At 44.0% G+C, this 8,397-nt stretch carries 11 protein-coding genes; 6 read left to right on the top strand and 5 right to left on the bottom strand.

What is annotated here, in order from left to right; translation table 11 throughout:
* The 3 genes from QZ735_RS14745 to QZ735_RS14735 form a co-directional block, all read right to left on the bottom strand.
* The coding region (locus QZ735_RS14745; RefSeq protein ID WP_294249838.1) for a DUF3307 domain-containing protein at positions 1–100 on the bottom strand (100 nt) is incomplete at its 3' end.
* A gap of 1 nt (position 101) precedes the next feature.
* Complete coding sequence (locus tag QZ735_RS14740; protein WP_294249837.1) at positions 102–707, bottom strand: SatD family protein; 606 nt, start codon at positions 705–707, stop codon at positions 102–104.
* A 451-nt stretch (positions 708–1,158) separates the two neighbouring features.
* The gene (locus tag QZ735_RS14735; protein WP_294249835.1) at positions 1,159–2,574 is read right to left on the bottom strand and encodes an APC family permease; all 1,416 of its coding nucleotides are present in this window, start codon (positions 2,572–2,574) and stop codon (positions 1,159–1,161) included.
* Positions 2,575–2,744: 170 nt separating this feature from the next.
* On the opposite strand from QZ735_RS14735, the gene QZ735_RS14730 reads away from it, so the two are divergent.
* The 6 genes from QZ735_RS14730 to QZ735_RS14705 all read left to right on the top strand — a co-directional run bounded on the left by QZ735_RS14730 (position 2,745) and on the right by QZ735_RS14705 (position 5,749).
* Entirely contained in the window at positions 2,745–3,218 is a 474-nt protein-coding gene (locus QZ735_RS14730) for a nucleoside triphosphate pyrophosphohydrolase family protein (RefSeq protein WP_294249833.1), read from the top strand.
* Positions 3,215–3,781: a thioredoxin family protein gene (locus QZ735_RS14725; RefSeq protein WP_294249831.1), complete on the top strand. Its 567-nt coding sequence runs from the start codon at positions 3,215–3,217 to the stop codon at positions 3,779–3,781. Before QZ735_RS14730 ends, QZ735_RS14725 begins: the two co-directional genes overlap by 4 nt.
* 8 nt (positions 3,782–3,789) lie before the next feature.
* Positions 3,790–4,395 carry a DUF4230 domain-containing protein gene (locus tag QZ735_RS14720; RefSeq protein ID WP_294249829.1) on the top strand — a complete coding sequence of 202 codons (606 nt, stop codon included), beginning with the start codon at positions 3,790–3,792 and terminating at the stop codon, positions 4,393–4,395.
* Positions 4,396–4,488: 93 nt separating this feature from the next.
* On the top strand, positions 4,489–4,674 hold the full coding sequence (locus QZ735_RS14715; protein ID WP_294249827.1) for a hypothetical protein: 186 nt from the start codon (positions 4,489–4,491) through the stop codon (positions 4,672–4,674).
* 173 nt (positions 4,675–4,847) lie between these two features.
* Positions 4,848–5,057, top strand: a complete 210-nt coding sequence (locus tag QZ735_RS14710) for a hypothetical protein (RefSeq protein WP_294249825.1) — start codon at positions 4,848–4,850, stop codon at positions 5,055–5,057.
* Positions 5,057–5,749 carry a GLPGLI family protein gene (locus tag QZ735_RS14705; RefSeq protein ID WP_294249823.1) on the top strand — a complete coding sequence of 231 codons (693 nt, stop codon included), beginning with the start codon at positions 5,057–5,059 and terminating at the stop codon, positions 5,747–5,749. The genes QZ735_RS14710 and QZ735_RS14705 overlap by 1 nt, the downstream gene beginning before the upstream one ends.
* A gap of 296 nt (positions 5,750–6,045) precedes the next feature.
* Here the strand turns inward: QZ735_RS14705 and leuB are convergent, their stop codons facing one another.
* Together leuB and leuD are read right to left on the bottom strand one after the other, a co-directional pair.
* A complete protein-coding gene (gene leuB, locus QZ735_RS14700) occupies positions 6,046–7,167 on the bottom strand; it encodes a 3-isopropylmalate dehydrogenase (RefSeq protein ID WP_294249821.1) in 1,122 nt (373 codons plus the stop codon).
* Positions 7,157–7,756, bottom strand: a complete 600-nt coding sequence (leuD, locus tag QZ735_RS14695) for a 3-isopropylmalate dehydratase small subunit (protein ID WP_294249819.1) — start codon at positions 7,754–7,756, stop codon at positions 7,157–7,159. The genes leuB and leuD overlap by 11 nt, the downstream gene beginning before the upstream one ends.
* Positions 7,757–8,397 lie beyond the last annotated feature (641 nt).

Genomic DNA, 8,397 nt, shown 5'->3' with positions numbered 1-8,397 from the left:
GGCTTTTCAGCCTGTGGCGTTCCTTATCTGCTACCCAGGAGTCAGGCTGAAGAATAAAATCTCCGAGCAGATGAGCTGATATGAGGGAAAGGAAAATCATATTACAGTTCTGAAATTTTCTTTTTGAAATAATGGTTGGTCTCTACAATCAGGTCATAATTGGCGCGTTTCAGCCGCTGGCTTACGGACGACTGTGAGATGGCAAATTTTTTCGCAAGGTCTTCCTGGGTGTGTTCACGGTTCATGATGAGTTCGTGAATGATTTCCGCCGTGGCCACTGTCCAGCTGTCAAAATCTTTGGAAGACCACTTCAGCAGGATGTTCAGATCCCGGTCTACGGCATCGCTCGATGTTTTGATGGCTACGGTATGACCGTTGCTCTTTATATCATCCAGAAGTCTACCGGAATGGACATATGCCGTCCCGTTGGATTCCGTAATCTTCCCGGATGAGAAATTCTCTTCCCCGATGCCGATGGCCAGCCTTACATCCAGGTGTTCCTGACTTTTAATTAATGATTTTATGGCTAAGAAACGCCAGAATGCGTCGTTGATATTACATTTGAGCTGGAACTCGTCTCCCCTGTAAATCTCCCATGTCTGCGGGGCACTTCCCCAGGTTGTGAGAAGATCTTTAAGCCTGGTAATCCAAACCTGTGTATCCGCTTGCTGTGAATGTATAATATCTCCGGTAATGACCGCTATCATTCTGCAAATATAAGCATAATTACTTATAAATAAAATAGAGTTAAACAAACGTGATGATATGATTTACTGATGTTCCTTCCAAAACAAAGTAAACACGGAACCGCAAACCAGATGAACGGGATTTGTTTTAGTAAAATCCTGTACTCCTGAAACTTTTTTGATGGAATATAGATGAAGAAAATGTACATAAGTATTTCCTGATAACAGATTTGTACATCATAAAAGGCTGCGCGGACATCCGCGCAGCCTGATGTGCTGATCTGATGGTATCATTGGACAGGTATTTCCGGACTGTTCTATTGCTAAATCCATACTTCATCTTTTACCTGGAGATGCATAAACAATCTGTCTTTTCCAAGGCAAAAGCCGGTTGTGAAAAAACTTTCTGTCTTCATTTTGCCTTTTCAGGTGATCAGGCTGATTCCTGCTTTGAAGGCACAATCTTTATTCCTTATATTTCACTTTTGTTATTCCGGTTGATGAAATAATAAACCGGAAGGCCTATCAGCACCATCAGCAGGCCCGGCCAGGTATATTGTTGTTTGTAGATCAGGAGCAGGACGCAGAAGCAGGTCCCGATGATCAGATAGATGACCGGAGTTACCGGATAAAGCCAGGTCTTGTAAGGTCTTTCCAGATCCGGTTGTTTTACTCTGAGATAGATTACCCCGAAAACCGTGATCATATAGAACAGGACGATCACAAAGGAGATCATATCCAGGAGGTTTCCATATTGTCCGCTCAGGCACAGCAAAGATGCCCAGATGCCCTGCATCCAGAGTGCATTTTCCGGCACCTGGTTTTTATTGTTTTTTTCAGCCTGGCGGAAGAACATCCCGTCTTTGGCCATGGTCTGGAATACCCTTGCGCCGGCAAGAATCAGCCCGTTGTCACAACCAAAGGTAGAAACCATCACCAGTACGGCGATAATCGCCGTTCCCGCGGTTCCGAAGATAAAATGCGATGCTGCCACCGCTACCCGGTCGTTTTCCGCAAAGGCCACAGCATCCCGGTCCAGTGCATTCAGGTATACGTAATTGACGGCAATATACAGGATCATTACGGCAGAAGTCCCGTAAATCATGGATTTCACGACGTTTTTCTTAGGATTTTCGATCTCTCCCGAGACAAAAGTCACGCTTTCCCAGGCTACCGAACTGAAAACGGAGCCTACCATGGCGGCGGCAACTCCTCCCAGCAGCGTCATTCCCCCTATAGGCTCCCATCCTTCCTGCAGAAAATTTCCGGAAGCATCTTTTGCCAGGTTACTGAAGGCATCGGTTCCGAAACTGAAGTTTTCTGCCAGATGGGAAACATCCACCAGGATAAATCCGGCTGCGATAAGTCCCAGCAGGGCAATAATTTTTGATCCTGTGAAAAGGTTCTGCAGGAGTTTTCCGCTTTCCACTCCCCTGGTATTGATATAGGTCAGCAGCAAAATCACTGCAATCGCCAGCATCTGTATCCAGGTGATCCTGAATTCCCCGCTCTGGAAAATCGGAGCGGCATCATTGAGTGACGGTATCAGGTAAGCGGTGAATTTCCCGAAAGCCATGGCTACAGCTGCAATGGTTCCGGTCTGGATCACGGTAAAAAGCCCCCAGCCGTAAAGAAATCCCATTCTTTTGCCGAAGATCTCTTTCAGGTACGTATATTGCCCTCCTGCCTTCGGAAAAAGGGCTGAAAGTTCGCCGTAGCTGATGGCGGCCGCAACCGTCATAATGCCCGTGATTACCCAGACAATGATCATCCAGAACCCCGAACCCAGGTTCCGCATCATGTCGGCACTTACAATAAAAATTCCGCTGCCGATCATGGAACCCATTACCAGCATAATGGCATCCCAGAGTTTTAGTTTTTTCTGCATAATAAAGTATAGGCTTCAAATATAATTAAATTAATCAACCGGCACATGTAAATTTACGGTTACCGATATCTGAAATGATGACAGGGAACAAGCAGGCTGCATGAAAAACTCCTCCTCCGATTCCTTATTTATGCCTGCTAATTTTTATATTTGCCCTAAATAAATATGTAATGGATAAAATTGACAGTCTGAACCAGGTAGCAGAATTCCACACCACTTTTAAAGCCCCGATCCTGGAAACGCCGCAGATCCCTTCCCCTGAAAGATGCAATCTGAGAGTTGCGCTTCTCCAGGAAGAACTGAACGAGCTGAAACAGGCTATTGAAGACCGGGATATTGTGGAAATTGCGGATGCACTCTGCGACCTTCAGTATGTATTGAGCGGTGCCGTTCTGGAATTCGGTCTTGGCAGCAAATTTGTAGAACTGTTCAACGAAGTTCAGCGCTCCAACATGTCCAAGGCATGTGATAATGAAGACCAGGCCCGTGACACCGTTGAATTTTATAGGGCAAAAGGAGTAGATTCATTCTATGAACTTTCCGGAGAAAAATACAATGTGTACCGCAAAGAGGATCATAAAGTCCTTAAAAATAAATACTACTCCCCTGCCGATTTAAAAAATATCATTGAAAGATCAATATGAAAAAGACAATCATCCGTACGGCCACCGTATTCTGCCTCGCTCTTGCCGGCCAGCATCTGCATGCCCAGAAAGTTGTGGTAAACCGCGAAGTGGAAACAACGAATGACGGAAAAATGCTGCTCGGCCATCAGCTGAAAGACCAGTTCCTGAAGTCTCCCTATGCCGACTGGTATGTAAAGGAACATGATGAATACGCCCTGGATCAGAAAGCCATCGGTGAACTGAGAAAAGACAAGATCAATTCCTATAACATTATTCTTTTCATGGGAACCTGGTGCGAGGACAGCCACCGTGATGTTCCGCGGCTGATGAAGATCCTGGAAGCCGTGAACTATCCGGAAAGCAAACTGACCATTATTGCCGTTAACCGTAAAAAAGAATCCCCTACCGGAGACGAAGCAAGGTACAATGTTCAGAAAGTTCCCACCATTATCCTTCAGCGGTATGGAAAAGAAGCCGGAAGGATTGTAGAGATGCCGACTACCGGGTATATCGAAAGAGATCTGGCGGAAATCCTCAAGAAAGATGACCGTTCCGTTATCAAAGAAATTTTTAATAAATAATCAAAGATTTGAAAAATATCAGGCTCGTACTTCCGTTTATAGCAGGGCTTCTCGTTATGGGGATCCTCTTTTTCAGCTTCAGGTCATGTTTCAGTATCAGTAAAAAAACTGAAAATTCTGATTATTATATCCTGACCAACCAGATTTCCAAAATGAACAAGCTGGTGGTCCTGGAACAGAATACGTCATCGATGCAGAAGACAAAAATGGGCTATGAGCTTTTCGGGAGGGAGATGACCAGCAACAGCATCATTACATTTACCAAGACCACGGCGCAGGTTTCCTATGATCTTAATAAAATGAAAATTGATGTGGATTCCATCAACAGGAAACTGATTATAACCGAATTGCCTGACGCCCAGATCCGGATTACCCCCAGTGTGGAAATCCAGTCGCTTGACGATTCGTTTTTCAATAGGATTTCTGAAAAAGACATCAAGAACGTAACGGCCAAAGCAAAAACCACGGCCATCCGGTCCATTGATCAGAACAGATTAAGGAATGAAGGCAGAAAGCAGCTGATGGAAAACCTGAATACGATTTTCGTTCTCGCCAAAGCATTGCATTATACCATTGACGACCGTACCGGGAAAATCGGGATTTTACCACTTTAGGATGATCTGCCGGTAAAGCCTGATATAAAAAGCAATCTTTCTGATGCATTTGGCAAAGGCTTTGAATAGATAACCGTATAAAAAAGCAAAAAAATGGATCCAGAAAACAACACCGAAAAAAAAGAATCCGCCAACAAAGCGGAAACGAAAAAACAGAATGAGGATTTTCAGAATATTCCGGCATCTTCCCAAAAGACCAATCCGTCTGATGTGGATCCTAAAGATGTAAAGAAATCTTCCGAAAACAATCCTTCAGGAAAAACGGATAATGAAGACTGAGTGCATCACCCGTTATAATATCACAACCGCAGAACCTTTATCAGGATCTGCGGTTTTTATTTGTTCATCATCCGGTCAGAAAAGCCTTCTAAAAAATGAGACATAATATTAATAGAGAGAACAAAAATATTTGCCGAAATTTATACCTGTAAAAATTCACAAATATTGGCGTTATGAAAAAATATATTTTGTTGTCCTGCCTGCTGTCTTTAGCTGTCCATGCACAGGAGACCCGTTTTATATACGAATATGAATTTGTTCCGGATATCCATCAAAAAGATAAAAAGAAGAGAGAGTTGATGGCACTCGATACGACTCCCGGAGGCTCCTCTTTCCGCAGCATGTATGCTATTAAAACACCGATTCGCTTACCTATGCGGTAATGAATCCTTCCGGCGGCGGAACCCTATCATTGAATACAGGCGGAGACACCTTCAGGAGGCTTGCTTCTATGAAAGAAAACAATATGATCTCGTATAAAATCACCAAAGATTATCCGTCCTACACTACTTATTTTTATGATATGATAGACCATTATCTTTATAAGGTGAAAGAAGATGAACCGATGAAATGGAAAATCAGTCCTGAAAAAATGAGAATAGGAGGATATGAAACACAGAAAGCCAGTACTGACTTCGGGGGCCGCACCTGGACGGCTTGGTTTACCCCTGATATCCCCATACAGGACGGTCCATACAAATTCCATGGCCTTCCGGGACTGATTGTAAAAATTGAAGATGGAACTCAAACCCACAGCATGACGCTGATCGCACAAAACAAGATTCCGGCACAGGACACAAATCAAGCAAAGCCTGCAGGATTCTGGCTTTATTCCAGTGAGGTAACGGCAAGCAAGAATGAATTCCGTAAAGCGTGGAAAGATTATATCAGCAACCCTTCAAAAGATATTTCAACCATGGGTACTAAAATGATCAATGACGGAAAAGTGATTACCGATCAGCAGGATATGAAGAGAAGCATTGAAAAAAGAGTCCGGGAAAGAGAAGAAAAGTACAATAATAAAATTGAACCCGGTCTGTATGAAGTTGTCAGTCCATCGGGAATAACGGAATGATCCCGTGGCATTAATAAGAACCTTGAGCAAGAAGGCTGAATGAAATAACCGTTGGCAGAATTTTTTTCTGCTGCACATGGTTAACAGCCTATACAAAAATGATCTTATTACCATATTTTAAATGGAATACGGGTAAATCCCTTTTAATTTATAAAAAAGAAAAAACGGTTCTGCAGATTTGCAGAACCGTTTTACTGACTATTTAATAGTAAAGGCCGGTAAGCCGGATCTTCTGGTTTTTCCGGTCATTATTTTATGGACTTCTGTATGACCGGCAATATGAAATGAATGTTGCTTCAGACGATGGTTGACTTACCGAGCTTTATATTTTCAAAATTATAATATGACTTTTCAGAATAGGTGATATAATCGGCGATGAAACTGCCGACCTCATCCGTGGAATAATGCTGCTCCGCATTAAGATCTGCCGTTACGTATTTGTTTTCAATGGCATATTCTACGGACTGCCTTAGTTTTTCTGCTGCCTGACCGAGCTTCAGGTAATCCAGCATCATAGCAGTGCTCAGGATGGATGCCACGGGATTGGCAATCCCTTTTCCCTTTGCCTGTGGATAAGAGCCATGGATGGGTTCGAAGAGAGCCGTTCCTTTTCCTACCGAGGCAGAAGGCAAAAGACCGATGGAGCCACCGATTACACTGGCCTCGTCGGAAATAATATCCCCGAACATATTTTCCGTTACGATTACATCAAACTGTTTCGGATTCAGGATCATCTGCATTGCAGCATTATCCACGAACATGAAATCCAGTTCAACCTCCGGATATTCCGCTGCAATTTTCTTGCAGACCTTTCTCCAGAGCCTGGAAGTATCCAAGACATTGGCTTTGTCGATCAGGGTTACTTTTTTTCTGCGTTTAAGCGCTTCCTGAAAAGCCATATGGACAATCGGGGCAATTTCCTCCCTGTTGTATCTGCAGATATCATAAGCATACCCGGCTTCTTCATCCGTAAATTTTTCACCGAAATAAATCCCGCTTACCAGCTCCCTGAAAATTTGGATATCGGCGCCTTCTACAAGTTCTTTTTTCAGCGGGCTTTTCCCGATCAGCGAAGCATAGGTTTTCAGCGGCCGTATGTTGGCAAACAGCCCCAGTTCCTTACGCAGCTTAAGCAAACCTTGTTCCGGCCTTACTTTAGCTTCCGGATCGTTATCGAACGACGGATCACCGATTGCCCCGAAAAGTACGGCGTCCGAATTTTTACAGAGTTCCAGCGTTTCATCCGGCAACGGAGTTCCCGTCCGGTAGATGGCTTCGGCTCCCATTAAACCGTATCTGAACTCAAACCGGTAACGGAATGCATCGGCAATCGCATTTAAAATTTTAATGCTTTCCGCCACGACTTCAGGGCCGATCCCGTCTCCGGGAAGAACGGCAATGGTAAAATCAGTTTTCATAAATTTTCTGTGTTTTCATTTCAAATTCTGTGATTGCCTGCTTTCTGCTGATCAGAAAGTCGATATCATCATAGCCGTTGATCAGGCATATTTTTTTATAGGAATCAATTTCAAAGTTTTCTGATCTGCCGCCGAAAGCAACGGTCTGTTTTTCCACATCTACAGTAATTTCCTTTTCAGGGTCCTGCGTAATATCTGCAAGGATTTCTTTCAGGAACCCTTCAGAAACTTTTACCGGCAGCAGCCCGTTATTGAGCGCATTTCCCTTGAAAATATCTGCAAAAAAACTGGAAATAACTACTTTGAACCCATAATCCGTCATAGCCCATGCGGCATGTTCCCTACTGCTTCCGCAACCGAAATTATTTCCGGCCACCAGGATCTGCCCGCTGTATGCAGGGTTGTTCAGCACAAAACTGGGATTCGGCAGGTGGCTCTGCACGTCGTACCGCCAGTCCCGGAAAAGATTTTCACCGAATCCTTTTTTATCGATACTTTTTAAAAACCGGGCCGGAATAATCTGGTCGGTATCTATATTTTCCACCGGCAAAGGAATGGCACGGGAGGTTATATTTTTTAATTTCTGCATGTTGTTTAGCTTTAAAATGTCAATAGTCAGTTCCTGCGGGTCAATGGTCAATTCTTGCACTCAGTCTGAAATTCACCTGCGGAGTAGAATTCATCATTCACTTATTGTCAATTCCTGTGGGTCAATGGTCAATTCCTGCTGGTCAATAGTCAATTTTTGCACTCAGCCTGAAATTCACCTGCGGAGTAGAATTCACTTGCGAAGCAAAATTGACCATTCACCCTTTCATCAGTTTTCAAAAACCGGGATTCTTCCTTCAATGGCAACCTTTGCGGCGGTCAGCGGACTGGCCAGAATCGTCCGGGCACCCTGTCCCTGCCGGCCTTCGAAATTCCTGTTGGAAGTGGATACACAATATTCCCCTTCCGGTATTTTATCGTCATTCATCGCCAGACAGGCCGAACAGCCGGGCTGCCGGATCTGAAATCCGGCATCGCTGAAAACAGTATCGAGCCCTTCTTCAAAAATCTGTTTTACCACCTGCTGGGAGCCGGGTACGATTAAAGCCCGTACATTTTCCGATTTTCTTTTCCCCTTGATATAGCCTGCAGCGACACGGAAGTCTTCAATTCTTGCATTGGTACAGCTTCCGATAAAAACATAGTTTACGGAGATCGGAAGAGCACACGTCTGAACTCCAG

Source organism: uncultured Chryseobacterium sp., assembly GCF_913776365.1.
GTDB lineage: Bacteria > Bacteroidota > Bacteroidia > Flavobacteriales > Weeksellaceae > Chryseobacterium.
This window is presented reverse-complemented; position numbering and strand designations above follow the sequence as displayed.

Excerpts from the sequence above, each read along its gene's own strand:
- QZ735_RS14740 (WP_294249837.1), bottom strand. The coding sequence starts at position 707 with ATGATAGCGGTCATTACCGGAGATATTATACATTCACAGCAAGCGGAT.
- QZ735_RS14735 (WP_294249835.1), bottom strand. The coding sequence starts at position 2,574 with ATGCAGAAAAAACTAAAACTCTGGGATGCCATTATGCTGGTAATGGGT.
- QZ735_RS14730 (WP_294249833.1), top strand. The coding sequence starts at position 2,745 with ATGGATAAAATTGACAGTCTGAACCAGGTAGCAGAATTCCACACCACT.
- QZ735_RS14725 (WP_294249831.1), top strand. The coding sequence starts at position 3,215 with ATGAAAAAGACAATCATCCGTACGGCCACCGTATTCTGCCTCGCTCTT.
- QZ735_RS14715 (WP_294249827.1), top strand. The coding sequence starts at position 4,489 with ATGGATCCAGAAAACAACACCGAAAAAAAAGAATCCGCCAACAAAGCG.
- QZ735_RS14710 (WP_294249825.1), top strand. The coding sequence starts at position 4,848 with ATGAAAAAATATATTTTGTTGTCCTGCCTGCTGTCTTTAGCTGTCCAT.
- QZ735_RS14705 (WP_294249823.1), top strand. The coding sequence starts at position 5,057 with ATGAATCCTTCCGGCGGCGGAACCCTATCATTGAATACAGGCGGAGAC.
- leuB (WP_294249821.1), bottom strand. The coding sequence starts at position 7,167 with ATGAAAACTGATTTTACCATTGCCGTTCTTCCCGGAGACGGGATCGGC.
- leuD (WP_294249819.1), bottom strand. The coding sequence starts at position 7,756 with ATGCAGAAATTAAAAAATATAACCTCCCGTGCCATTCCTTTGCCGGTG.